The organism is Streptomyces sp. NPDC006235 (assembly GCF_040613735.1).
Taxonomy (GTDB): Bacteria; Actinomycetota; Actinomycetes; order Streptomycetales; family Streptomycetaceae; genus Streptomyces.
In genome coordinates this window covers 128592-151403 of sequence record NZ_JBEXSR010000012.1, presented here as the reverse complement: position 1 = coordinate 151403, position 22812 = coordinate 128592, and the positions used below count along the sequence as shown (strand labels likewise).

Genomic DNA, 22812 nt, shown 5'->3' with positions numbered 1-22812 from the left:
AAGGGGGGTGGGCGAGAGCCCCGGAACGGACATGCGAAACTTTTCACATGAGTGCCGCCAGCCGCGCCCCCCTGCGCTCGAACCGCTCGATCCGCACGGCCCCCGCGAACCGGGTCCGTCGCCGCGCCGCCCTGACCGCCGGTGCCGCCGTGGCGGCGCTGCTCGTCACGGCGTGCGGCTCCGGCGGCACCTCCGGCGGGGGCGGCAACACCAACTTCGTCACCGGCACCGACGGCATCGCGACGGCCGCCAAGGGGGAGCGCGCCCCGGCCCCCGACCTGTCCGGCAAGACCATCGCCGGCAAGACCCTCGACGTCGCCGACTACAAGGGCAAGGTCGTCGTCCTCAACGTGTGGGGGTCCTGGTGCAACCCCTGCCGCGCCGAGGCCAAGTACTTCGCGAAGGTCTCCAAGGAGTACGCCGACAAGGGCGTGCAGTTCGTCGGCATCAACACCCGCGACACCTCCACCGGCGCGGCGCTCGCCTTCGAGAAGGACTGGGGCATCACCTACCCCAGCCTCTACGACCCGACCGGCAAGCTGCTGCTGCGCTTCGACAAGGGCACCCTCAACCCGCAGGCCATCCCCTCCACCCTGATCCTCGACCGGGACGGGAAGATCGCGGCCCGCTCGCTGTCCGCGCTCAGCGAGGAACGGCTGCTGAAGATGCTCAAGCCGGTCGTCGCCGAGAAGTGAGCGGAGTAGTGACGTGAGCGCGCTCACCCTCGCCGCGGTCGCGGACCCCAACGGCACGGTGCTCAACGGCGCCCTGCTGGTGGCCCTGCCCATCGCCCTGCTCGGCGGACTCGTCTCCTTCTTCTCGCCCTGCGTGCTGCCGCTCGTCCCCGGCTACCTGTCCTACGTCACCGGGGTCGCCGGCACCGACCTCGCCGAGGCGCGACGCGGCCGGATGGTCGCGGGCGCCTCCCTGTTCGTGCTCGGCTTCACCGCCGTGTTCGTCTCCTCCGGCGCGCTGTTCGGCTACTTCGGCGTCACGCTCCAGGAGCACAAGGACGTCCTGTCCAAGGTGCTCGGCGTGCTGATGATCCTCATGGGCGTCTTCTTCATGGGCCTGATGCCCTGGTTCACCCAGCGCGAGTTCCGGCTCCACCACAAGCCGGTGGCCGGGCTGGTCGGCGCGCCCCTGCTCGGAGCGCTGTTCGGGATCGGCTGGACGCCCTGCATCGGCCCCACCCTCGCCTCCGTGCTGGCCCTGTCCTCCGGCCAGGGCAGCGCCGGACGCGGCGCCGCCCTCACCGTCGCGTACTGTCTGGGCCTGGGCGTGCCGTTCGTGCTCGCCGCGGTCGCCTTCCGCAAGGCCCTCGGCGCCTTCGGGTGGATCAAGCGCCACTACGTCTGGGTGATGCGGATCGGCGGCACCATGATGATCGTGACCGGTCTGCTGCTGCTGACCGGCGCCTGGGACCGCATCGTGCAGGAGATGCAGGTCTGGTCCGACGGCTTCACTGTGGGGATCTGATCGATGAGCAAGACCACCGCCTCCGACCCGGCCCCGACCACCCCCTCCGACCCGGCCCCGACCGCCGCCGAGAACCAGGAGCTGGGCGACGCCGGCTCCCAGCTGTCCACCGCCCCCACGGAGGACGCGCCCAACCTGCCCTCCCTGGGCGTCATCGGCTGGGTCCGCTGGTTCTGGCGGCAGCTGACCTCCATGCGGGTCGCGCTGCTGCTGCTCCTGCTGCTCTCCCTCGGCGCGATCCCCGGCTCGCTCATCCCGCAGTCCGGCCAGGACGAGACGAAGGTCGCCGACTTCCGCAAGGCCAACCCGACCCTCGGGGACGTCTACGACAAGCTCGGCCTGTTCCACGTCTACAGCTCGGTGTGGTTCTCCGCGGTCTACATCCTGCTGTTCATCTCCCTCATCGGCTGCATCGTCCCGCGCACCTGGCAGTTCGTGGGCCAGCTGCGCGGCCGTCCGCCCCGCGCCCCCAGCCGGCTGAACCGGCTGCCCGCCCACACCACCTGGCGCACCACGGCCGAACCCGAGCAGGTCCACAGCGCCGCCCTGGCCCTGCTGAAGAAGCGCCGCTTCCGTGCCCACCTCGCCGGAGACGCCGTCGCCGCCGAGAAGGGCTACCTGCGCGAACTGGGCAACCTCGCCTTCCACATCGCCCTCATCGTGCTGCTGGTCGCCTTCGCCTGGGGCCAGCTGTACAAGTCCGAGGGCAACAAGCTGGTCGTCGAGGGCGACGGCTTCTCCAACACGCTCACCCAGTACGACGACTTCAAGTCCGGCAGCCTCTTCACCTCCGACGACCTGGTGCCGTTCAGCTTCAACCTGAAGAAGTTCACCGGCACCTACGAGCGCAGCGGCCCCAACAAGGGCACCCCGCGCGTCTACCAGGCCGACCTCACCTACAGCGACGGTCCCTACGGCAAGGACCGGAAGACCACCGTCAGGGTCAACCACCCGCTGGAGATCGGCGACGCCAAGGTCTACCTGGTCAGCCACGGCTACGCCCCGGTCATCACCGTCCGCGACGGCAAGGGCAACGTCGTCTACGACGACGCCGTACCGCTGCTGCCGCTCGACGCCAACGTCACCTCCTCCGGCGCGATCAAGGTCCTCGACGGCTACCGCAACCCCGAGGGCAAGAAGGAACAACTCGGCTTCAACGCGTTCTTCGTGCCGACCTTCGGTGGCGCCGCCAGCGGCACCATGCTGTCGCAGTTCCCCGCGCTGGACTCCCCGGTGCTCGCGCTGTCCGCCTACCACGGCGACCTGGGGGCCGACTCCGGCATCCCGCAGAGCGTGTACCAGATGGACAAGACCAACATGAAGGAGTTCAAGGACTCCCAGGGCAAGCTGTTCAAGAAGCTGCTGCGCCCCGGCGAGACCATGAAGCTCCCGAACGGCGCCGGTTCGGTCACGTTCGGCAAGGACGTCAAGGAGTGGGCCGGCTTCCAGGTCGTCCAGGAGCCCGGCGGCGGCTGGGCCCTCGCCGGGGCCCTCGTGGCCATCGGCGGCCTCGCCGCCTCCCTGTTCATCCAACGCCGCCGCGTCTGGGTGCGCGCGGTCAAGGGCGCCGACGGCGTCACGGTCGTGGAGATGGCCGGCCTCGGCCGCAGCGAGTCCGCCAAGGTCCCCGAGGAACTCGGCGACCTCGCCGGGATCCTCTACGACGAGACATACGACGAGACGCACGACGAGACACCGGCCGCGCCCGGCCCCGACGACCCCGCAGATTCCCCCGACACCGACCTGGAGCCGGGTACCGAAACCCCCGTACCTGCCGAAGGGGCTGAGAAGTGACTCTCGCCGCCGCCACCAACGAAAACCTCGCGAACATCAGCAATGTGCTGATCTACTCCGCGATGGCCGTCTACACCCTGGCGTTCTTCGCGTACATCGCCGAATGGCTCTTCGGCAGCCGCAGCAAGGTCGCCCGGACCGCCGCCGCGCTCACCGCCGACAAGGCGGAGGCGAAGAAGGCGCCCGCCGTCACCGTGAACCAGGCCGGCGGCACCGCCGTCCTGGAGCGGCCCAAGGTCACCGTGCGGGCCGGGGCCGGCCAGCGGGACGTGCCGGACGGGCCCGGGGCACACGGCGGTGACGAACAGGGCGACCTGTACGGCCGGATCGCCATCTCCCTCACCGTGCTCGCCTTCCTGATCGAGCTGGGCGGCGTCGTCGCCCGCGCGGCCTCGGTGGAGCGGGCCCCGTGGGGCAACATGTACGAGTTCAACATCACGTTCTCCACGGTCGCCGTCGGCGTGTACCTCGGGCTGCTGGCGCTGAAGAAGAACGTGCGCTGGCTCGGCCTGTTCCTGATCACCTCGGTCCTGCTGGACCTGGGCCTCGCGGTGACGGTCCTCTACACCGCCAGCGACCAGCTGGTCCCGGCCCTGCACTCGTACTGGCTGTACATCCACGTCTCCACGGCGATCTTCTGCGGCGCGGTCTTCTACGTCGGCGCGGTCGGCACGATCCTGTACCTCTTCAAGGACTCCTACGAGAACAAGCTCGCGAGCGGCGGCACGCCCGGCACGTTCGCGACGTCCGTCCTGGAGCGGCTGCCCTCCTCCGCCTCGCTCGACAAGTTCTCCTACCGCGTCAACGCGGCCGTCTTCCCGCTGTGGACGTTCACGATCATCGCGGGCGCCATCTGGGCCGGTGACGCCTGGGGCCGCTACTGGGGCTGGGACCCGAAGGAGACCTGGTCCTTCATCACCTGGGTCGCCTACGCCTGCTACCTGCACGCCCGCGCCACCGCCGGCTGGAAGGGCCGCAAGGCCGCCTACCTGGCCCTGATCGCCTTCGGCTGCTGGCTGTTCAACTACTACGGCGTCAACATCTTCGTCTCCGGCAAGCACTCCTACGCGGGTGTGTAGCCCCGGATAGGACCGGGCGGCCGTCTCCGTCATGACGTCCCGCAGCCGCTCGGCGTACAGCCGCAGGTTCTTGTGCGCGATGTCGGTGTCCGGGTAGCGGCTGGCGAACCACAGGCCCTCGTGGAGCCGGGTGCCCCAGGCGCAGACCTGGTCGCCGTACGAGACGCGGACCAGGCCGTAGGCCTTCTGACGCGTCCAGTCGCCGGAGCGGGGGATGTCGCGGGCGTCGACGAAGGAGCGATGCCGCAGCGTCCTGCCGCGCAGCGCCTCGCCCAGCGCGTCCAGGTCGGCCCGGCCGGGGAGGTCGAAGGCGGCGCCGATCCAGGTCGGCACGGACAGCCCGTCCTCGCGCACGGACCGTGCCGTGCGCAGGTGCGACTCCTGGATGCACGCGGGTGGCCTGGTGTCCTCCGGCAGGTCCTTCGCCGTCGCGACGGTCGCCGGACTGAGCGTCCATTCGACGAGTCGCCCAGGCCGGACCTCGCAGCGCTGGATGTCAGTAGTTCGCACGGGGCGTCTCGGTTCGCAGTTGGACAGACCCGATCAGGACAATGGCGAGGCGGCTGCCGGCCACACGGGGTGTCGCCGGATTTCAACGGAACGGATGACCTCTCGAACGGTGATACGCGGCCTGGACGGTGTGCTCAGTTGACGGCGGCCGAGGTGAACCGGTCCAGGTAGGCGTGGAGGGCGCCCGCGCCCTCGACCATGCCCCGGGTGCGGGCCGTCAGGGCCGCCCCGCGCGCCGCGATCGCCGCCCGCAGGGCGTCGCTGCTGCCCTCCCGGCGCAGCCCCTGGAGCACCGGACGGATCTGGTCGAAGAGGTAGTGACTGCGGCGCAGCGTGTGCACGAGCCGGGCGTCGCGCACATCGGCGGGTTCGTAGACGCGGTACCCCGTGCCGCGCTCGCGGCCCGGCGTGAGCAGCCCGGCCTCCTCCCACACCCGCAGCGCGGACGTCCGCACGCCCAGCAGCGCGGCGACCTCACCGATGCGCAGCCCGCCCGAGCGCGGCAGCGGGGCGGGCGGCTCGGCCGTCAGCAGTTCCAGGGCCTCGCTCGCGGCCCGCAGGGAGACCCGCTCCTCGTGAAGGGCGGCGTGCGCGGTGTCGACCAGGGCGAGCGCGCCCGGGACGTCGTCGTCGTGCAGGGCGCGCATGATCCGTGTCGCCGTCAGCGGCCCGTACCCCCGCATCAGGGCCCGGTACGCCAGCAGCGCGGCGCGGTGCACCTCCCCGAACACGCGGTAGCCGGACGCGGTGCGCTCGGCGGGCGGCAGCACTCCGGCGTCCTCGTAGTTGCGGATCTGCTGCGTCGAGACACCGGCCAGCCGGGCGAGGTCGACGGGACGGAGACGGCGTTCGTTGGTCATCGATTTGAAGGTTACGGCAGAGGAGCCAGTGCTGATGCCCGAAAAGTCTCAACACCGGACTTCAATGGAAGACTTGAAGGAATGGACAACAGCATCCGGGTCACCGGCGCCCGCCTCCACAACCTCAAGAACGTCTCCCTCTCCCTGCCGAAGAACAAGCTGGTCGTCCTGACCGGCCTGTCCGGCTCCGGCAAGTCCACCCTCGCCTTCGACACCCTCCACCAGGAGGGCCAGCGGCAGTACCTGGAGTCGCTGGGCATGGTCACCGGCTTCGTCAGCAAACCCGCCGTCGACTCGATCAGCGGCCTGTCCCCGTCCATCAGCGTCGACCAGCACCTCACCAACCGCAGCCCGCGCTCCACGGTCGGCACGGTCACCGAGGTCTTCACCTACCTGCGGCTGCTGTGGTCGCGGATCGGATCCCGCCCCTGCCCCGGCTGCGGCAAGAGCATCCCGCCGTCGTACGCGAACGCCGCCGAGGCGACCGCGGCCGATGACGACGCCGAGGGCGAGCACATCCCCTGCCCGCACTGCGGCACGCTCGTGCCGGAGTTGGTGATGGGCTCCTTCTCCTTCAACAAGCCCGCGGGCGCCTGCCCCTCCTGCACCGGCCTCGGCGAGGTCATCCGGCCCGACGTACGGCGCCTGGTCGACGGCTCCCGCTCCCTGGCCGAGGGCGCGGTACGGGGCTGGAACCCGAAGCTCACCGAGTGGAACCTCACCGCGCTGCGGGCCGCCGCCCGCCACTACGGCTTCACCTTCGACCCGGACCTCCCGGTCGACGAACTGGGCGAGCCGCAGCGGGACCTGCTGGTGTACGGCGTCGAAAGCCCCGAGTTCCGGCGGCACTTCCCGGCCGTCGAGGCGCCGACGACCGTGGCGGCGGGCCGCTTCGAAGGGGTCGCGACCGCGCTGCTGCGGCGCTACACCGAGCGCGCCGACGACCCCGAGTACCGCGAACGGGCCGAGAAACAGGGCCTGGTGAAGCAGCCCTGCCGGGAGTGCGAGGGCACCCGGCTGCGACCCGAGAGCCGGGCGGTGACCGTGCGCGGACTGACGATCGTCGAGGCGGCACGCCTGCCGCTCACCGACCTCGACGGCTGGCTGGCCGGCCTGAAGGACGGCTCGGCCGGGGACGAGTGGCTGCTCGCGGAGCCGGTCGCCGCCGACCTGGAAGAACGGGTACGGCGCCTGGTGGACGTCGGGGTCGGCTACCTCAGCCTGGACCAGTCCACACCGAGCCTCTCCGCCGGGGAGACCCAGCGCCTGCGGCTGGCCGCCCTGCTCGGCTCCGGCCTGACCGGCGTGCTCTACGTCCTCGACGAGCCGACCATAGGCCTGCACCCCTCGGACACCGCCCGCCTGATCGGCGTCCTGCGCCGCCTGCGCGACCTGGGCAACACCGTGCTGGTCGTCGAGCACGACCTGGACGTGCTGAGGGCGGCGGACCACGTCGTGGACGTCGGCCCGGGGGCGGGCCGGGACGGTGGCCGGATCGTGGCGGCCGGGACACCGCAGGAGGTGGCGAAGGCCGAAGGCTCGGTGACCGGCGCGTACCTGTCGGGCCGGCTGCCCGCCCCCGCGTCCCGAGGCCGCGGCGACAGCGCCTCGGCGCTCGTGATCCGCGGGGCCCGGGCCCACAACCTCAAGGACGTCACCGTACGGATCCCGCTGAACCGCCTGGTGACGGTCACGGGCCCGTCCGGCTCCGGCAAGTCGACGCTGCTGCTGGACATCCTCGGCCGGGCCGCCCGCCGCCACTTCCACGGGGCGGGGGAACTCCCGGCCGAACACGACGGCATCGACGGCTGGGAGCACCTGTCCAAGGCGGTCCTCATCGACCAGGAGCCGATCAGCCGCGTCCCGCGCTCCAACGCGGCGACCTACTCGGACGTCTTCACACCCATCCGGGAGGTCTTCGCCGCGAGCAGCGAAGGGCGCCTGACGGCGGGCCGGTTCTCGTTCAACGTCCCCGGCGGACGCTGCGAACGGTGTGAGGGCGCGGGCGTTCTCACCGTGCGGATGCACTTCCTCCCGGCCGTGGAGGTGCGCTGCCCGGCCTGCCAGGGCCGCCGCTTCCGGCCCGAGGTGCTGGCGGTGCGGTACCAGGGGTACGACATCGCCGAGGTGCTGGCGGCGACGGTGGACGAGGCGCTCGGGGTGTTCCGGGACGTACCCAACGTGGCCGGCCGACTGCGGCGCATGGCGGACGTCGGCCTCGGCTACCTCCCGCTGGGCCAGCCCGCGCCCACGCTGTCCGGAGGCGAGGCCCAGCGCCTCAAGCTGGCGAAGGAACTGGGCCGCCGGGCGGCCGACCGCACGCTCTACGTCCTCGACGAGCCGACGACCGGCCTGCACGCGGCGGACTCGGCACGGCTGCTGGAGGTGCTGCAACGCCTGGTGGACTCGGGCCACTCCGTCATCACCATCGAGCACAACGTCGACGTCATGCGGGCGTCGGACTGGCTGATCGACCTCGGACCGGTCGGCGGGGCCGGCGGGGGCCGGGTGGTGGCCGAGGGGACGCCGCGGGAGGTGGCGGCCGTGCAGGCGTCGCGGACCGGCGGGTTTCTGGCTGGGTGACCTGCGCAGGGCTCTCGGGATCGCCCGCTTCCTCGGCGGTGTCGTACCCCGTCAGCCCTGCCTCTCCAGCACCGCGTAGTCGGCGAAGCTGCGGCGGTAGCGCAGGTGCCGGGTCTCCTGGGTGTGCCTGCGCTGCCACTCCTCCACCTCGGCCGGGGTCGGGCGCGGCCCCGAACTCGCCCCGCAGTCCTCCTCCTCTCCCGAGACGCAGTACGCCTGGTACTCCGGGACGGCCGACGCGTCCTGCACGATCGAGTAGGGCACGTACCGGAAGATCCGGCGCCCCGCCGGTTCCCCGCCGTGCTCCTGTCGCTGGTGGTGGCGCAGCAGCACGTTCGCGTCCGTCACGGCACTCCCGTCGAACGCGGCCCGCGCCTGGTCCCGGCGGACGCCCAGCTCCTCGCACACCGCGCACCCGGGCACGGGCACGGGTGGTCGGCTCGGGTCGGCCGACAGCCCTTCCCTGGAACGGTGGTTGGCCGCGCGTACGCCCGCGCTGAGCCGTTCCTCCAGGGTGGCCACCCGGATCCGCGCCGGGTCCGCCTGCCACTCCCGGCCGCCGCCGACCGGGCGCAGCATCACATACGGGCCGGTCCTGTCCTGGTACTCGCCGACCTTGCGCGTCGCAGGGTCGTAGACGAGCGTTCCCGGTTCCATTCCGTGCACCTCCGTAACTCTGGGTGTATCGAGCGTTGCGCAGGGGAACGGTTCGGTTCAATGCTTGGCGTGTGACACCGGTGCACTGTCACGGAGGGGGAAGCCGTGAGCCGACGGAACGGCGGAGTGGAGTCGGGGGCGAGTACGGCGGCCGTGTTCGGCGAGGTGCTGCGGCATTTCCGCGAGGCGGCGCTGCTCACGCAGGAGGGCTTGGCACGGCAGATCCCGTGCGACCGCTCGCACGTGGCGCGGGTGGAGGCGGGCACGAGGGTTCCGCAGGAGGCTTTCGCGAAGAAGTGCGACGAACTTCTGGGCACGGGCGGGGTGTTGCTGCGGTTGTGGGGGCGGATCGACTGGTATCCGCAGGTGGAGCATCCTGACTGGTTTCGGCGGCGGGCTGAGATGGACGAGGTGGCCGTCACTTTGCGGGAGTACCAGGAGCGCGTCATCCCGGGCTTGTTGCAGACGTCGGACTACGCCCGGGCGCTCTCCTCGCGCTACGTGAGCGGGGTGGAGCTGGATGAGCGCGTCCGAGCCCGGATGAGCCGACAGCAGCGCTTCCTCGCCGATGGCGGTCCGCTGTACATCGTCGTCCTCGACGAGAGCTGCCTGCGCAACGTGGTCGGTGGGCCGACTGTCATGCGGGACCAGTGCGCGCACTTGCTGAGCGTCGCGCAGCGCCCCAACATCCGCATCCAGGTCGCGCCCGCAGGTCCCCTGGAAATCGTCCGCCCCAGTGGCTCCATGTCCCTGATCACGCTGCCCGAAGGGCGCCAGTGGCTCTACTCGGAGTCACTCAACCGTGGTCACTTCACCAACGATCCGGCTGTCTACGAGTGCTATAACCAGTTCTATGATGTGCTCAGGGCGGACGCCCTGTCAGCTCCCCAGTCCGCCGCTCTGATCCACCAGGCGATGGAGAGGTACGGGCACTATGGACCGGAACGAACTCGGCACAGTGACCTGGGTCAAGAGCAGCTACAGCGACGGCAACGGCGGCAACTGCATCGAAATAGCCCCCGGTTTCCCCGACACCGTCCCCGTCCGCGACAGCAAAACCCCTGACGGCCCGGTCCTGCTCGTCACCCGGTCCGCCTGGTCCGCTTTCCTCTCCGGCGTGCGCTAGGACTCGTCCCGCCTGGGGTCGTCGTCCCGCTTCTCCTCGTCGTCCAGGGACTTCAGGAACTCGGGGTTGTCGTCGGGCGCCACCCACTGCCGGGGACGCGGGCGGCCCCCCGCCGCGGCGCCGCGCTTCTTGCCGGCGATCAGCCAGGAGATCGAGCCGACGAGCGGGAACAGCAGGACGAGGATCGCCCACAGCGGCTTGGGCATGTGACGGATGTCGTCGTCCTTCGTGCTGATGCAGTCGATGAACGCGTACACGCTCAGCGCCAGCGGCACGAGGAACATCAGTACCCGGAGCATGCGCGGCCTCTCAGCAAAGCGGGTGGGCGGTTCAGGGCCAGGGTAGCGGCTCGGGGATACTGGACCGCATGGCTTACGACGATCTTCGCTCCCTGCTCAGGGCTCTGGAGCGCGAGGGCGACCTCAAGCGCATCAAGGCCGAGGTCGACCCGTATCTGGAGGTCGGGGAGATCGTCGACCGGGTGCAGAAGGCCGGCGGCCCCGCCCTGCTCTTCGAGAACGTACGCGGGTCGCGCATGCCGCTCGCGATGAACGTGTACGGCACGGACCGGCGCCTGCTGAAAGCGCTGGGCCTGAAGTCGTACGGCGAGATCTCGGAGCGGATCGGCGGGCTGCTGAAGCCCGAGCTGCCGCACGGGTTCGTCGGCGTGCGCGAGGCCTTCGGGAAGCTCGGCGCGATGACGCACGTACCGCCGAAGAAGGTGAAGGACGGGCCGGTGCAGGAGGTCGTCCTCACCGGGGACGACGTCGACCTGGAGCAACTGCCCGCCCTGTTCACCTGGCCGAAGGACGGCGGGTCGTTCTTCAACCTGGGGCTCACGCACACCAAGGACCCGGAGACGGGCATCCGCAACCTCGGGCTGTACCGCCTCCAGCGCCACGACAAGCGCACGATCGGCATGCACTGGCAGATCCACAAGGACAGCCGGAACCACTACCAGGTGGCGGCCCGGCGAGGGGAGCGGCTGCCGGTCGCGATCGCCTTCGGATGCCCGCCCGCCGTCACGTACGCCTCCACGGCCCCGCTCCCCGGTGACATCGACGAGTACCTGTTCGCCGGGTTCCTCGCGGGCAAGCGGATCGAGATGGTCGACTGCAAGACCGTGCCGCTCCAGGTGCCGGCGCAGGCGGAGGTCGTCATCGAGGGCTGGCTGGAGCCGGGCGAGATGCTGCCCGAGGGGCCCTTCGGCGACCACACCGGCTTCTACACGCCGCAGGAACCCTTCCCCGCGCTGAAGATCGACTGCGTGACGATGCGCAAGCGGCCCCTGCTCCAGTCGATCGTCGTGGGCAGGCCCCCGACGGAGGACGGGCCGCTCGGCCGGGCGACGGAACGCTTCTTCCTGCCGCTGCTGAAGATCATCGTCCCGGACATCGTGGACTACCACCTGCCGGAGGCGGGCGGTTTCCACAACTGCGCGATCGTCTCGATCGACAAGAAGTACCCCAAGCACGCGCAGAAGGTCATGCACGCCATCTGGGGCGCGCACATGATGTCGCTGACCAAGCTGATCGTGGTCGTCGACTCCGACTGCGACGTCCACGACCTGCACGAGGTCGCCTGGCGGGCGCTCGGCAACACCGACTACGCCCGCGACCTGAGCATCGTCGAGGGGCCGGTCGACCACCTCGACCACGCCTCCTACCAGCAGTTCTGGGGCGGCAAGGCCGGTATCGACGCGACGAGGAAGTGGCCCGAGGAGGGCTACACGCGTGACGGCGGCTGGCCCGACATGGTGGAGTCCGATCCGGAGACGGCGGCGAAGGTGGACCGCCGCTGGAAGGAGTACGGCCTGTGACTTCCGCTTCCGCCGCGATCCCGCAGCCGGGACGCACGAAGGCGTTCCTCCGGCTGGTGATGATCGAGCACTCGGTCTTCGCGCTGCCCTTCGCCTACATCGCCGCGCTCACGGCGATGTACCAGTGGGACAGGAACGTCCACTGGGGCCGGCTGCTGCTGGTCACCATCTGCATGGTCGGGCTGCGGACCTTCGCGATGGCGGTCAACCGGATCATCGACCGCGAGATCGACGCCCGTAACCCCCGCACCGCGCACCGCGAACTGGTGACCGGCGCGATGTCGGTCCGGCACGCCTGGACCGGGGCCCTGATCGCCCTCGTCGTCTTCCTCGGCGCGGCGGCCCTGCTGAACCCGCTCTGCCTGGCCCTGGCCCCCGTCGCGGTGATCCCGATGGTGGTCTACCCGTACGGCAAGCGGTTCACGAACTTCCCGCAGGCCATCCTGGGCCTCGCGCAGTCGATGGGCCCGGTGGGCGGCTGGCTGGCCGTCACGGGTTCCTGGTCCTGGGACGCGGTGATCCTCGGCCTCGCCGTCGGCGTCTGGATCGGCGGCTTCGACCTGATCTACGCCTGCCAGGACGTCGAGACGGACCGTGAGATCGGCGTCATGTCCGTCCCGGCCCGCTTCGGCATCCCGGCGGCGATCTGGGGCGCCCGCGTCTGCCACGCCCTCACGACGGCCCTGTTCGTCTGGTACGCCCTCACCACCGGCGCCGGCGCCTTCTTCTGGCTGGGCCTGTTGATCGTCGCCGCCGCGTTCCTCTACGAACACACCATCGTCCGCCCCCACGACCTGTCCCGAGTGAACCGCGCGTTCTTCAGCGTCAACGGCTTCATCGGCATTGCCCTGTTCGTGTGCGCGCTGCTCGATCTCTTGGTTCGGGGCCTGACCGTGTAGCTACGGTGCGGCCTACCATCGAGGGCAGGACCCCAGGGAGGCCACCGTGACCGTCTCGGGCATCGACCGCCTGCACTCGCAGCTCAGCAAGCTTGAGGACATGTTCCCCGGCTTCCTGACGGAGATTGTCGAGGGCAGCATCGTGATGAACCCGGTCAGGCCGTTCCACGGGAAGACCATCCAACGGCTGTGGTCCATCGTCGAGGCCCAGTTGCCGGAGGGATGGGCCCTTGTGAGCGGTGTCGCGTTCCCCTTCGACGATGCCAATGAATTCTGCCCCGACCTTGCCGTCATCCCAGCCGAGGCCGAGGCCGAGAACCGCAGTGCGTACCCCGCCGACCTGATCGAGCTCGTCGCCGAAGTGGTGTCCCCGGAAAGCATCCGCCGTGACTACGAGATGAAGCCCCGTTGGTACGCCTCGCGGGGCATCGCCAATTACCTCGTGCTCGATCCCCTCAAGGGCCACGTCGTCACCATGTGGAACCCCGGCCCCGACGGCTACCGAGGCCGCGACATCATCGCGTACGGCCGCGAACTGGCCGTCGACTCCCCGCTCGGCAAGCTGTCGATCCCCACCGCCCGGCTCCCGGTGGACCCGAAGGCGCGTTCCTAAGACGTGAGCGCTCGGCTCGCTTTCGGGCGGCGGAGCAGGAACGCCGCCGTCACCCCCGCCAGCAGGCCCAGCAGGTGGCCCTGCCAGCTGACGCCCGTCTGTGTCGGGGCCAGGCCCGCCAGGATGGAGCCGCCCCAGATCGCGGCGATGACGACACCGACCAGGACGCCCAGCGGACGGCGCTCGACGAAGCCGCTGACCAGGAGGAAGCCGAAGAGGCCGAAGATCAGGCCGGAGGCGCCGGCCGTGTTGGTGTGGGCCGGGGCTATGAGCCAGACGCCCAGGCCGTCGACGAGCACGATCAGCGCGCAGACGAGGAGGAAACGGCGCAGCCCTGCCAGCGCGGCGAGGAAGCCGAGGACCAGCAGCGGCACCGTGTTCGCGGCCAGATGCGCGAAGCCGAAGTGGATGAACGCCGACGGGACCACGTCGACCAGCTCGGACGGCGTGCGCGGCGTGACACCGAGGCCGTCCAGCGCGTGGCCGCTCAGTACGTCCATCACTTCCAGCAGCCACAGCAGCGCCACCCAGGCCAGCATCAGCTTGCCCGCGGCCATCGCACGGCCGCCGCGTGACCATCCGGCTCCGGTACCCGACATGGCGACCCCCAGTGCTCGCTCGTCCCTCCGGGGAACGCCCCGCCCCCCTTGGCCGGTTCCCACCCTGCGACGCCGGATAGGCTCGGTGTTGTGAACCCAGTCAAGCCAGGCGAGACACCGCGTACGCCTTGGATCGTAGGGGTGTCCGGCGCCTCCGGCACCCCGTATGCCGCTGCCGTGCTGCGGGCGCTCCTCGCCGCCGGCGAGAGCGTCGACCTCGTGGTGTCCCGGGCCTCCCGCCTCACCCTGCTCGACGAGACCGGGATCTCCTTCCGGGACGCCCACTGGCAGGACGACCTGCACGAATGGCTGTCCCGGGGCGCCGACGGCAAGCCCGGCACGTTCTCCGTGGACATCGGTGCCGTACGGCACTGGAGCGCCGGCGACCTGGCCGCCGGGCCCTCCTCGGGGTCGTACCCCACCAAGGGCATGCTGATCGTGCCCGCCTCGACCGCGAGCGTGGCCGGGGTCGCGCTCGGGCTGTCGAAGGACCTGTTGCAGCGGGCGGCGAGCGTGACCCTGAAGGAGGGACGCAAGCTGATCGTGGCCGTACGCGAGACCCCGCTGAACGGCCAGACCCTGCGGCACCTGGTCACCCTCGACGACGCGGGCGCGACGGTCGTGCCCGCCTCACCCGCCTTCTACGCGGGCGCGACGCACATCCAGGACCTGGTGGACTTCGTCGCCGGACGCGTACTCGACGCGGCGGGCGTGCCGCACCGGCTCTACCGCCGTTGGCAAGGTGAGCTCGGCGGCGGATCACACCGCACCGACTGAGCCACACCCCTGCACGGCACCAGTACGTCATCACAACCACAGACTTTTCGGACAACTTCAGCGGAAGGCTTCGATCGCAATGGACGCGGTGGACAGGCAGCTCATCCAGGCCCTGAGGGAGAACGGCCGGGCCTCCTACGCGGAGCTGGGACGCCTCGTCGGACTGTCGGGACCCAGCGTCACCGACCGCATCAACCGGCTGGAGGCTGCCGGTGTCATCACCGGCTACCGGGCCACCGTCGACGCCGCCTCGCTCGGCCTCGGTGTCACCGCACTCATCGGCATCTCGCTCTCCGACGCCACCGACCACGAGGACGTGGCACAGCGGCTGCGGGACCTCTCGGAGATCGAGGACTGCTGGTTCATCGCGGGCGACGACTCGTACATGCTCAAGGTGCGGGCGGAGAACGTGGACGGCCTGGAGAAGATCATCCGGCGGCTCAGCGGCACGAAGGGCGTGTCGCGGACGCGTACGACCATCGTGCTCTCCACGAAGTGGGAGAACCGGGTCGGGGAGCTGCCGGAAGAGGCATAGAGGTATAGGCGTACGGTTGGTCGGGCTGTCGGAGAAAGGTGTGCACATGGACGTCGGGCTCAAGCGCGAGCTGGAGGAAAAGGTCCGTTCCGGTGAGCGGCTGACCCGTGAGGACGGCATCGCGCTGTACGAGTCGGACGACCTGGCCTGGCTCGGCGGCCTCGCCCACGAGGTGCGTACGCGCAAGAACGGCGACGTCGTGCACTTCAACGTCAACCGTCACCTCAACATGACCAACGTGTGCACGGCCTCCTGCGCGTACTGCTCCTTCCAGCGCAAGCCGGGGGAGAAGGACGCGTACACGATGCGCATCGAGGAGGCCGTCAAGCTCGCCAAGGCGATGGAGAGCGAGAACCTCACCGAGCTGCACATCGTCAACGGGCTGCACCCGAACCTGCCGTGGCGCTACTACCCGCGCTCGCTGCGGGAGCTGAAGGCCGCGCTGCCGCACGTCTCGCTGAAGGCCTTCACGGCGACCGAGATCCACCACTTCGAGACCATCTCCGGGATGAGCGCGTCCGAGATCCTGGACGAGCTGATCGACGCGGGGCTGGAGTCGCTGACCGGCGGCGGTGCGGAGATCTTCGACTGGGAGGTCCGGCAGCACATCGTGGACCACCGGACCCACTGGGAGGACTGGTCCCGCATCCACCGGCTCGCGCACGAGAAGGGTCTGAAGACCCCGTGCACGATGCTGTACGGCCACATCGAGGAGCCGCGGCACCGGGTGGATCATGTGCTGCGGCTGCGTGAGCTGCAGGACGACACCGGGGGTTTCCAGGTCTTCATTCCGCTGCGGTACCAGCACGACTTCGTCGACATGCAGGACGGGAAGGTGCGAAATCGCCTTCAGGCGCGGACGCAGATGGCGACGGGGGCGGAGGCGCTGAAGACCTTTGCCGTGTCGCGGCTGCTGTTCGACAACGTGCCGCATGTGAAGGTCTTCTGGGTCATGCATGGCGTGCAGACCGCGCAGTTGGCGTTGCAGCACGGTGCGGATGACATGGACGGGTCCGTCGTCGAGTACAAGATCACGCATGACGCGGACAACTTCGGTACGCCGAACAAGCTGACCCGTGAGGACCTGCTGGATCTCATTCGCGATGCGGGGTTCCGGCCGGTGGAGCGGAATACGCGGTACGAGATCATTCGGGAGTACGAGGGTCCCGACCCGGAGCTGCGTGAATCGCCTCAGCCGATGAGGGTGTGACCGATTTCGGGTGCGGGTGTGTGGGGGTTGCTCGCGCCCCGCGGTGGAGCCGCATATCGACAGGGTCCCGCGCCCTTAGGTGGGGTACCCGGAGGGCATGGTTGGCACAAAGGCGCCTGAGGATGCCTATACGGCTGAACCTTTTGTTCCTGAGCGTGGTGGGTTGCCCGCTCTGCGGCGGGCCGCTGCCGAGTGCCGGGGGTGTCCCCTGCACCGGGACGCCACCCAGACCGTGTTCGGGGACGGGAACAAGGACGCTCGCGTCATGCTCGTGGGGGAGCAGCCCGGGGATCAGGAGGACCGGCAGGGGAAGCCGTTCGTCGGGCCCGCCGGGCGGCTTCTGGACCGGGCCCTGGAGGAGGCGGGCATCGACCCTTCCGAGGCCTACGTCACCAACGCGGTCAAGCACTTCAAGTTCACCCAGGCCGAGCCGCGCAAGCGCCGGATCCACAAGGCGCCCAGCCTGCGCGAGATGACCGCGTGCGGCCCCTGGCTGGCCGCCGAGCTCGCGGTCGTGGAGCCGGAACTGATCGTCGTACTCGGGGCCACCGCCGGGAAGGCGCTGCTCGGGTCCTCCTTCCGGGTCACGCAGGTGCGGGGCACGGTGCTGGAGGAGGAGATCCACGGCCGGCCGGAGCGGCTGGTGCCGACGGTGCATCCGTCGTCGGTGCTGCGGGCGGACGACCGGGAGGCGGCGTACCGGGGGCTGCTGTCGGACCTGAAAGTGGCGGCGCAGGTACTGGCGTAATAGCTACAATCTGCGCATGCCCCTTACCTTCACCTTCGATCCTGCCGTCACGCCCGACCTGCGTGACGGCATCCTCGATCTGTGGGCCGACGTCTCCAACGCGGGCGGTGCCGTCGGCTTCGTGCCGCCGGTGACGCCGGAGGACATCCGTCCCTGGCTGACGCGGCACTTCGCGTCGATGGCGGAGGGACAGGTCAGGCTGCTCGTCGGGCACGACGAGGAGGGGCGCGTCGCGGCGACCGCGTTCCTCACGCTCAATACCCACCACCTCATGACGCACTGGCTGTGGCTCTACACGGTGATGGTGCATCCGCGTCATCAGGGCAAGGGGTACGGGCGGGATCTGCTGGCGGCGGCCGCCGACGCGGCCCGGAGCCTCGACGGCATCGAGGCGATCCGGCTGACCTGCCGGGGCGGTCTCGGCCTGGAGCGCTTCTACGAGTCCTGCGGCTACAAGGAGGTCGGGCGCATCCCCGGCGCGATCCGGGTGGCGCCCGGCGACGACCGGGACGACATCATCATGCTGCTGCCGCTGAACTGAACCCGGAGGCCCCGTACCCCCCTGCAAGATCGGCCGCCCGGCGTGCTTCACTGGACGGTGCCCCTTTGGGTGCGTTCTGGCCGTTCGAACCGGAAGAGTGGATTGAGATGCTCCGCTACACGCTGATGCGCCTCGGCATCTTCGCAGGCTGCCTCGTGGTCGTCTGGGGCCTCGTCTACTCCGGCCTCGCCCCGCGCGGTCTCGGCTCCAGCAACGGCCTGTGGATCGTCATGCTCGCCCTGCTGCTCTCCGCGCCGATCAGCTTCGTCGTGCTGCGCAAGGAGCGGGACCGGGCGTCCGTGCAGATCGTGCAGCGGGTGGACCGGATGAAGGCCAACCTGGAGGCCAACCGCAACCAGGAGGACGCCGCCGACGACGCGTCCCGGGCGCAGGGGCAGACCTCGTAGGAGCCCCGCACCGGCGTACAGCGCCCCGTTTCCGTACTTGCTCGGAAACGGGGCGCTTTGTCATGTGTGGGTGGGGTCGGGTTTCAGCCTGTCAAAGCCAGGCTTTGAGGTACTCAAAGTTCAGGTGTTAAGGTCGATGCCATGAAGTCAGCAGTCGCGCCCCTCATGCCCCTGAGCGCTTTGCTCGTGGCGCGCCTGCATGTGGATCTCTGTCGGTGCGCGTCCGCTACCTGAAGTCCCTGACGTAACGCAATCCCCGTCGTCTCCCACGTCAGTCCCTACGCGTCCCCCAACGGAGCCCTTCCGTGTCCTCACACACGAAGTCCTTCAAGGTGCCCTTCTGGGCCCAGATCATCGCCGGTCTCGTCCTGGGCGTGCTGCTCGGCTGGCTCGCCCGCAGCCAGGACCTGTCCTGGCTGGTCACGACCCTGGAGAAGGTCGGCGACACGTTCATCGGCCTGCTGAAGCTCGCCGTCGCCCCGCTCGTCTTCTTCGCGATCCTGGTCTCGATCACCAACCTGCGGAAGGTCAACAACGCGGCCCGCCTGGCCTCGCGCACCCTCCTGTGGTTCATGGCCACGTCGCTGATCGCGGTGAGCATCGGCCTGGTCATCGGCCTGCTCACCAACCCGGGCGCCGGCACCGGCCTCACCCCCAAGGACGGTGCGAAGCCCAAGGAAACCGGCTCCTGGATCGACTTCCTGACCGGCATCGTGCCGACCGACGTCATCACGCCGTTCACCGAGCTGAACGTGCTGCAGATCGTCTTCATGGCCGCCGTCGCCGGTATCGCCGCCCTCCAGCTCGGGGAGCGGGCCCAGCCGATCCTCACCCTCAGCGAGTCCGTCCTCGAACTGCTGCAGAAGGCGCTGTGGTGGGTCATCCGGCTCGCCCCGCTCGGCACCGTCGGCCTCATCGGCAACGCCATCGCCACCTACGGCTGGGACCTGATCGGCAAGTACGCGACGTTCACCGCCGACATCTACGTCGGCTGCCTGATCGTGCTGTTCGGCGTCTACCCGGCGCTGCTCGCGACCGTCGCCAAGGCCAACCCGATCCAGTTCTTCAAGGGCGCCTGGCCCGCGATCCAGCTGGCCTTCGTCTCCCGCTCGTCCGTGGGCACGATGCCGCTGACCCAGAAGGTCACCGAGCGGCTCGGCGTGCCGAAGGAGTACGCCTCCTTCGCGGTGCCGTTCGGCGCGACGACCAAGATGGACGGCTGCGCCGCGATCTACCCCGCCATCGCCGCGATCTTCGTCGCCCAGATCTTCGACATCCAGCTGGGTGTCGGCGACTACCTGCTGATCGCGTTCGTCTCGGTGGTCGGCTCCGCCGCCACGGCCGGTCTCACCGGCGCGACGGTCATGCTGACCCTCACCCTCTCCACCCTCGGCCTGCCGATGGAGGGCGTGGGCCTGCTCCTCGCGATCGACCCGATCCTGGACATGATCCGCACCGCGACCAACGTCGCCGGTCAGGCACTGATCCCGGTCCTGGTCTCCGCCCGCGAGAACCTGCTCGACCGCGAGGCCTACGCCACGGCCGACGGCTCCTCCCTGGACGAGCCGCGCGAGACGCGGCCCGAGCAGGTCCCCGCGGCGGCCTGACGCGCCGACGCCCTTCCCTGGCCGGTCCTCTCGGTTTCCCGAGAGAGGGCCGGCCGGGGGGACCGTACGCTAAGCGGTATGGGTGCCGTGAAGACCAAGCGGATGCCGCGTGCGGTCCGTGAACAGCAGATGCTGGACGCCGCCGTGCAGATCTTCGGACAACGGGGGTACATGGCCGCGTCGATGGACGAGATAGCCGAACTCGCGGGCGTGTCCAAGCCGTTGGTCTACCTGTACCTGAATTCAAAGGAAGACCTCTTCACCGCCTGCATCCGCCGCGAGGCCCAGGCACTCGTCGAAGCCGTGCGCGCCGGTGTCCGGCGCGACCTGCCCGTCGACCGGCAACTCTGGGAAGGGCTCGGGGCGTTCTTCGCGCACACCGCGCGCCACCCGGACGCCTGGTCGGTCCTGCACCTCCAGGCCCGTACGCACGGCGAGCCCTTCGCCGCCGAGGTCGCCGCGATGCGCGAGGAGATCGTCGCGTTCGTGACCCAGCTGATCCTCGCCGCCGCGCGCGAGGCGCACCGCGACCCCGACCTCCCCGAACGCGAGGTCGCCGGACTCGCCGAGGCCCTGGTCGGGGCCGCCGAGTCGCTCGCCGCCTGGGCCAACGCCACCCCGGGCGTCACCGCCCGCCAGGCCGCGGCCACGCTGATGAACTTCGCCTGGGCGGGACTGGGCGACCTCATGGCGGGGCGGCCGTGGTCACCGCCGGTGGAGCGGGCGGGGAATCAGGTGGGGGAGCAGGCGGGGACTCAGGTGGAGTAGACGTCCCCCGTCAAGTGGAGGCGGTTCTCCCTGCCGCGTAGTTCGAACCGGCCGTCCTCCGCCGCGTACGTCACCGTCCCGGGCAGCAGGACCGGTGCGCGGAACTCCGCGCGTACGTGGCAGGATTCCCGCGTGCCGTGCGCGGCGAGACAGCGGGCGACGGTCCACATGCCGTGGGCGATGGCCCGGGGGAAGCCGAACAGGCGGGCCGTGAGCGGGTGGAGGTGGATCGGGTTGCGGTCGCCGGACGCCGCCGCGTACCGGCGCCCGACGTCCTCGGCGAGCCGCCACTCGGCGACGGCCGGCAGCGGTTTCCGTATCTCCTCCCGGGGCGTTTCGGCCTCGTCCGGGGGAGCCTCGGCGGGCCGCTGCGTGCGGTGCCGGGCGAGGTAGGTGCTCCTCGACTCCCAGACCGCGTCTCCGTCCTCGCGCACCTCGGTGACGACGGTCGCCTCCGTGCCGCGCCGGTGGGGCGCCAACCCCTCGATGTACACCGTGAGTTCGTACGCGCCGGTGGCCGGCATCGCACGGTGCCGGGTCGCCGTGATCGACGTGTGGACGAGGCCCAGCAGCGGCAGCGGGAAGTCCCGGCCGCTCATCAGCCGCATGGCCAGGGGGAATCCCAGCACGTGCGGATACGTCACCGGCAGCGCGTCCTCCCCGGTCGGGAACCCGCAGACCCGCTCGTACGCAGCCAGCCGCGCGAGGTCGACGCGCAGGCCCGGCAGGACGAGCCGGGTGCGCGGGAACTCCGCGTCGGGGGCCGGGCGTTTGAAGGGGGACAGCAGGGCGCCGCGCGCGAGGAGCGGGGCGAGGGAGGGGGACCCGGTGAGGAGGAGAGCGGCGTCGGCCATCACGCCCCCAGCAGGCTCTGGCCGCATACGCGGACGACCTGCCCGTTGACCGCGCCCGAGGCCGGGTGCGCGAGCCAGGCGGTGGTCTCGGCGACATCGGCCGGAAGGCCTCCTTGCGCGAGGGAGTTCATGCGGCGGCCCGCCTCGCGGATGAACAGCGGGACGGCGGCCGTCATCTTCGTCTCGATGAAGCCCGGCGCGACCGCGTTGACCGTCACCCCGTGCTCGGCGAGCGCGCGCGGCGCGAGGGAGCGGACCAGGCCGACGATCCCCGCCTTGCTCGCCCCGTAGTTGGTCTGGCCCGCGTTGCCGGCGATGCCCGCGATGGAGGCGGTCGCCACGATCCGGCCGCCCCGGTGCAACGCCCCGGCCTTCAGCAGCGCGTCCGTCGTGCGCAGCACGCTCGCCAGGTTCACCTCCAGCACCGGGATCCAGCGCTCGGCGGGCATGTTCACCAGTCGCCGGTCGCGCGTGATGCCCGCGTTGTGGACGAGCAGGTCCAGGCCGCCCGCCAGGGCCTCGACGATCCGCGCGCCCGCGTCGGCGGCGGTGATGTCGAGGAGCAGCGCGGTGCCGCCGAGCCGGTCGGCGACGCGCCGGGCGTCCTGCTCGGCCTGCGGTACGTCGAGGACGACGACTCGGGCCCCGTCCCGGGCGAGCGTCTCGGCGACCGCCTCACCGATGCCGCGGGCGGCGCCGGTGACCAGGGCGGTGCGGCCGGCCAGGGGGCGGTCCCAGTCGACGGGGGCGGAGGGATCGTCGTCCGGGGCGGTCTCGTCCGGCCCCGTCCCACCGGCCCCGACCTCGATCACCTGCCCGCTCACATACGCCGACTTGGGCGACAGCAGGAAGCGCAGCGTGGACTCGGCGGCCGAGGCGTCCGTGAGCCGGACCAGGTTCACGGTCCTGCCCCGGCCGACCTCCTTGCCCAGGGAGCGCGTGAAGCCCTCCAGGGCCTGCTGGGCGGCGGCCTGGTGATGGTCGGCGGGGTCGAGCGGCGCACCCAGCAGGATCACCCTTCCGCTCGTGGCGACCGACCGTACGACGGGGTGCAGGGCCGCGTGCACCTCGGCCAGGCCCTCGACGTCCCGTACGCCGGTCGCGTCCAGGACGACGGCCGCCGCCCGGTCGGAGCCGGCCGGGCCGATCCCCGTACGGGCGAGGACCGGTGCCAGGTCGAGGCCGGACCTGCCGGCGGTGAGGTGGCGCAGGCCGCCGTCCAGCGCGGGCCGCTCGGGGGACCAGCGGGTCAGCGCCGCGGGCTGGGGCAGGCCGAGCCGCCGGGTGAGGAAGCGGCCGGGCCCGGTGGCGGTGAAACTCAAATAGCGGTCGGCCATGGCGACTCCC

At 70.4% G+C, this 22812-nt stretch carries 25 protein-coding genes and 1 pseudogene; 19 read left to right on the top strand and 7 right to left on the bottom strand.

The genetic code is table 11. From position 1 onward, the window contains the following. Window positions 1–47: 47 nt before the first annotated feature. The 4 genes from ABZ192_RS17215 to ccsB are packed head-to-tail and all read left to right on the top strand — an operon-like array spanning window position 48 to window position 4352. A complete protein-coding gene (locus ABZ192_RS17215) occupies window positions 48–695 on the top strand; it encodes a TlpA disulfide reductase family protein (protein ID WP_356925309.1) in 648 nt (215 codons plus the stop codon). A 13-nt stretch (window positions 696–708) separates the two neighbouring features. Beyond that, on the top strand, window positions 709–1479 hold the full coding sequence (locus ABZ192_RS17210; protein WP_306964923.1) for a cytochrome c biogenesis protein CcdA: 771 nt from the start codon (window positions 709–711) through the stop codon (window positions 1477–1479). 3 nt (window positions 1480–1482) lie between these two features. Further along, entirely contained in the window at window positions 1483–3273 is a 1791-nt protein-coding gene (locus ABZ192_RS17205) for a cytochrome c biogenesis protein ResB (RefSeq protein WP_356925308.1), read from the top strand. Then, window positions 3270–4352, top strand: coding sequence for a c-type cytochrome biogenesis protein CcsB (gene ccsB / locus ABZ192_RS17200; RefSeq protein ID WP_356925307.1), 1083 nt, complete (start codon window positions 3270–3272; stop codon window positions 4350–4352). The genes ABZ192_RS17205 and ccsB overlap by 4 nt, the downstream gene beginning before the upstream one ends. A 234-nt stretch (window positions 4353–4586) precedes the next feature. Here the strand turns inward: ccsB and ABZ192_RS17195 are convergent. Then, a pseudogene (locus ABZ192_RS17195) lies at window positions 4587–4862 on the bottom strand (acyltransferase papA2); the annotation flags it as partial. A 134-nt stretch (window positions 4863–4996) separates the two neighbouring features. Beyond that, complete coding sequence (locus ABZ192_RS17190; RefSeq protein WP_356925306.1) at window positions 4997–5722, bottom strand: MerR family transcriptional regulator; 726 nt, start codon at window positions 5720–5722, stop codon at window positions 4997–4999. Window positions 5723–5803: 81 nt separating this feature from the next. On the opposite strand from ABZ192_RS17190, the gene uvrA reads away from it, so the two are divergent. After that, window positions 5804–8305, top strand: a complete 2502-nt coding sequence (uvrA, locus tag ABZ192_RS17185; RefSeq protein WP_356925305.1) for an excinuclease ABC subunit UvrA — start codon at window positions 5804–5806, stop codon at window positions 8303–8305. 51 nt (window positions 8306–8356) lie between these two features. Here uvrA and ABZ192_RS17180 read toward each other — a convergent pair whose 3' ends face one another. After that, window positions 8357–8962, bottom strand: a complete 606-nt coding sequence (locus ABZ192_RS17180; RefSeq protein ID WP_356925304.1) for a hypothetical protein — start codon at window positions 8960–8962, stop codon at window positions 8357–8359. 105 nt (window positions 8963–9067) lie between these two features. Here ABZ192_RS17180 and ABZ192_RS17175 point away from each other — a divergent pair, with 105 nt between their 5' ends. Next, complete coding sequence (locus ABZ192_RS17175; protein ID WP_356925303.1) at window positions 9068–10027, top strand: helix-turn-helix transcriptional regulator; 960 nt, start codon at window positions 9068–9070, stop codon at window positions 10025–10027. Beyond that, entirely contained in the window at window positions 9975–10088 is a 114-nt protein-coding gene (locus tag ABZ192_RS17170) for a DUF397 domain-containing protein (protein WP_243382681.1), read from the top strand. Before ABZ192_RS17175 ends, ABZ192_RS17170 begins: the two co-directional genes overlap by 53 nt. Here ABZ192_RS17170 and ABZ192_RS17165 read toward each other — a convergent pair. Then, window positions 10085–10387: a PLD nuclease N-terminal domain-containing protein gene (locus ABZ192_RS17165; protein WP_356925302.1), complete on the bottom strand. Its 303-nt coding sequence runs from the start codon at window positions 10385–10387 to the stop codon at window positions 10085–10087. The genes ABZ192_RS17170 and ABZ192_RS17165 overlap by 4 nt on opposite strands. 68 nt (window positions 10388–10455) lie before the next feature. On the opposite strand from ABZ192_RS17165, the gene ABZ192_RS17160 reads away from it, so the two are divergent. The 3 genes from ABZ192_RS17160 to ABZ192_RS17150 are packed head-to-tail and all read left to right on the top strand — an operon-like array spanning window position 10456 to window position 13419. After that, window positions 10456–11907, top strand: coding sequence for a menaquinone biosynthesis decarboxylase (locus ABZ192_RS17160; RefSeq protein WP_356925301.1), 1452 nt, complete (start codon window positions 10456–10458; stop codon window positions 11905–11907). Further along, entirely contained in the window at window positions 11904–12806 is a 903-nt protein-coding gene (gene mqnP / locus ABZ192_RS17155; RefSeq protein ID WP_356925300.1) for a menaquinone biosynthesis prenyltransferase MqnP, read from the top strand. Before ABZ192_RS17160 ends, mqnP begins: the two co-directional genes overlap by 4 nt. 46 nt (window positions 12807–12852) lie before the next feature. Next, window positions 12853–13419 (top strand): Uma2 family endonuclease, encoded by a 567-nt coding sequence (locus ABZ192_RS17150; RefSeq protein ID WP_356925299.1) that lies wholly within the window; start codon window positions 12853–12855, stop codon window positions 13417–13419. Here the strand turns inward: ABZ192_RS17150 and ABZ192_RS17145 are convergent. Then, window positions 13416–14018 carry a rhomboid family intramembrane serine protease gene (locus ABZ192_RS17145; RefSeq protein ID WP_356925298.1) on the bottom strand — a complete coding sequence of 201 codons (603 nt, stop codon included), beginning with the start codon at window positions 14016–14018 and terminating at the stop codon, window positions 13416–13418. The two genes, ABZ192_RS17150 and ABZ192_RS17145, sit on opposite strands and share 4 nt — an antisense overlap. A 90-nt stretch (window positions 14019–14108) precedes the next feature. On the opposite strand from ABZ192_RS17145, the gene ABZ192_RS17140 reads away from it, so the two are divergent. From ABZ192_RS17140 to ABZ192_RS17100, 9 genes are all read left to right on the top strand, one after another. After that, on the top strand, window positions 14109–14795 hold the full coding sequence (locus ABZ192_RS17140) for a UbiX family flavin prenyltransferase (protein ID WP_356925297.1): 687 nt from the start codon (window positions 14109–14111) through the stop codon (window positions 14793–14795). 79 nt (window positions 14796–14874) lie between these two features. Then, window positions 14875–15330 carry an Lrp/AsnC family transcriptional regulator gene (locus ABZ192_RS17135; RefSeq protein ID WP_059424549.1) on the top strand — a complete coding sequence of 152 codons (456 nt, stop codon included), beginning with the start codon at window positions 14875–14877 and terminating at the stop codon, window positions 15328–15330. Window positions 15331–15376: 46 nt separating this feature from the next. Further along, on the top strand, window positions 15377–16540 hold the full coding sequence (gene mqnE / locus ABZ192_RS17130) for an aminofutalosine synthase MqnE (protein WP_356925296.1): 1164 nt from the start codon (window positions 15377–15379) through the stop codon (window positions 16538–16540). Between the two features lie 97 nt (window positions 16541–16637). Beyond that, on the top strand, window positions 16638–17288 hold the full coding sequence (locus ABZ192_RS17125; protein WP_356925295.1) for a UdgX family uracil-DNA binding protein: 651 nt from the start codon (window positions 16638–16640) through the stop codon (window positions 17286–17288). A 16-nt stretch (window positions 17289–17304) separates the two neighbouring features. Continuing rightward, a complete protein-coding gene (locus ABZ192_RS17120; RefSeq protein WP_356925294.1) occupies window positions 17305–17829 on the top strand; it encodes a GNAT family N-acetyltransferase in 525 nt (174 codons plus the stop codon). Window positions 17830–17936: 107 nt separating this feature from the next. Continuing rightward, window positions 17937–18236 carry a DUF4229 domain-containing protein gene (locus ABZ192_RS17115; protein ID WP_356925293.1) on the top strand — a complete coding sequence of 100 codons (300 nt, stop codon included), beginning with the start codon at window positions 17937–17939 and terminating at the stop codon, window positions 18234–18236. Between the two features lie 141 nt (window positions 18237–18377). Then, window positions 18378–18470 carry a putative leader peptide gene (locus ABZ192_RS17110; protein WP_356925292.1) on the top strand — a complete coding sequence of 31 codons (93 nt, stop codon included), beginning with the start codon at window positions 18378–18380 and terminating at the stop codon, window positions 18468–18470. A 71-nt stretch (window positions 18471–18541) separates the two neighbouring features. Further along, window positions 18542–19843 carry a dicarboxylate/amino acid:cation symporter gene (locus ABZ192_RS17105; RefSeq protein ID WP_356925291.1) on the top strand — a complete coding sequence of 434 codons (1302 nt, stop codon included), beginning with the start codon at window positions 18542–18544 and terminating at the stop codon, window positions 19841–19843. A 78-nt stretch (window positions 19844–19921) separates the two neighbouring features. After that, a complete protein-coding gene (locus tag ABZ192_RS17100) occupies window positions 19922–20611 on the top strand; it encodes a TetR/AcrR family transcriptional regulator (RefSeq protein ID WP_356925290.1) in 690 nt (229 codons plus the stop codon). On the opposite strand, the gene ABZ192_RS17095 is transcribed toward ABZ192_RS17100, so the two are convergent. Together ABZ192_RS17095 and ABZ192_RS17090 are read right to left on the bottom strand one after the other, a co-directional pair. Continuing rightward, on the bottom strand, window positions 20599–21465 hold the full coding sequence (locus tag ABZ192_RS17095) for a MaoC/PaaZ C-terminal domain-containing protein (RefSeq protein ID WP_356925289.1): 867 nt from the start codon (window positions 21463–21465) through the stop codon (window positions 20599–20601). The genes ABZ192_RS17100 and ABZ192_RS17095 overlap by 13 nt on opposite strands. Further along, window positions 21465–22802, bottom strand: coding sequence for a 3-oxoacyl-ACP reductase (locus ABZ192_RS17090; RefSeq protein ID WP_356925288.1), 1338 nt, complete (start codon window positions 22800–22802; stop codon window positions 21465–21467). Before ABZ192_RS17090 ends, ABZ192_RS17095 begins: the two co-directional genes overlap by 1 nt. Window positions 22803–22812 lie beyond the last annotated feature (10 nt).